The organism is Chitinophaga filiformis (genome assembly GCF_900102545.1).
GTDB lineage: Bacteria > Bacteroidota > Bacteroidia > Chitinophagales > Chitinophagaceae > Chitinophaga > Chitinophaga filiformis.
Genome location: NZ_FNBN01000021.1, coordinates 1 through 1,417 on the forward strand (window position 1 = coordinate 1; position 1,417 = coordinate 1,417).

Sequence of the window (1,417 nt, forward strand, 5' to 3'; positions counted from 1 at the left end):
GGTGATGAACCTGATAGTACAGCAAAGCTTCGGCCGCGCTGATAATGTCCCTAATCAGACTTCCAAGAAAAACCTCTAAGGTTCGGTTATAGCAGCCCGTACCGTAAACCGACACAGGTAGTCGAGGAGAATATCCTCAGGCGCTCGAGTGATCCGTGGTAAAGGAACTAGGCAAATTGACGCTGTAACTTCGGGATAAGGCGTACTGCAGTGATGCAGTCTCAGTAAAATGGTCCAACCAACTGTTTAACAAAAACACAGGGCCCTGCAAAATCGAAAGATGACGTATAGAGCCTGATACCTGCCCGGTGCTGGAAGGTTAAGGAAGGATGTTCGGGGTAACCCAAAGCTTCTGACTGAAGCCCCAGTAAACGGCGGCCGTAACTATAACGGTCCTAAGGTAGCGAAATTCCTTGTCGGGTAAGTTCCGACCTGCACGAATGGTCTAATGAGTTGGACACTGTCTCTACCACGAGCTCGGTGAAATTGTAGTATCGGTGAAGATGCCGGTTAATCGCAACGGGACGGAAAGACCCCGTGAACCTTCACTACAACTTAACATTGATTTTGAACAACAGATGTGTAGGATAGTTGGGAGACTATGAAGCAGCTTCGCCAGGAGTTGTGGAGTCAACGTTGAAATACCAACCTTCTGTTGTTTAGAGTCTAACCTGGAAGCAGGGACATTGTTTGGTGGGTAGTTTGACTGGGGTGGTCGCCTCCTAAAAAGTAACGGAGGCTCGCAAAGGTACCCTCAGTACGGTTGGTAATCGTACGCAGAGCGCATTAGTAAAAGGGTGCTTGACTGTGAGGCCGACAAGCCGAGCAGGAGCGAAAGCTGGCTAAAGTGATCCGGTGGTTCTGTATGGAAGGGCCATCGCTCAAAGGATAAAAGGTACTCCGGGGATAACAGGCTGATCTCCCCCAAGAGCTCATATCGACGGGGAGGTTTGGCACCTCGATGTCGGTTCGTCACATCCTGGGGCTGGAGAAGGTCCCAAGGGTTCGGCTGTTCGCCGATTAAAGTGGCACGTGAACTGGGTTCAGAACGTCGCAAGACAGTTCGGTCCCTATCTGTTGTGATCGTTAGTAAATTGCGAGGACATGACCTTAGTACGAGAGGACCGGGTCGTACGTACCGCTGGTGTATCAGTTGTGCCGCCAGGTGCAGTGCTGAGTAGCTATGTACGGAAAGGATAAACGCTGAAAGCATCTAAGCGTGAAACCAACCTCAAGATGAGTTTACTTTTAAGGGCCGTCGCAGACTACGACGTTGATAGGCTACAGGTGTAAGGGTGGTAACATCGAAGCCGAGTAGTACTAATTGCCCGTAAGCTTTAATTTTATTTTTTGTTAGAACTATTACAACCTTCCCAATATGTATCTTATTGCAAGTCTGGAGTCAGATCAATCGCTG

Annotated in this window: 1 rRNA gene; it reads left to right on the forward strand. The window is 49.1% G+C overall.

What is annotated here, in order from left to right:
- A 23S ribosomal RNA gene (locus BLR32_RS33690) occupies positions 1-1,345 on the forward strand; the annotation flags it as partial.
- Positions 1,346-1,417: the final 72 nt, after the last annotated feature.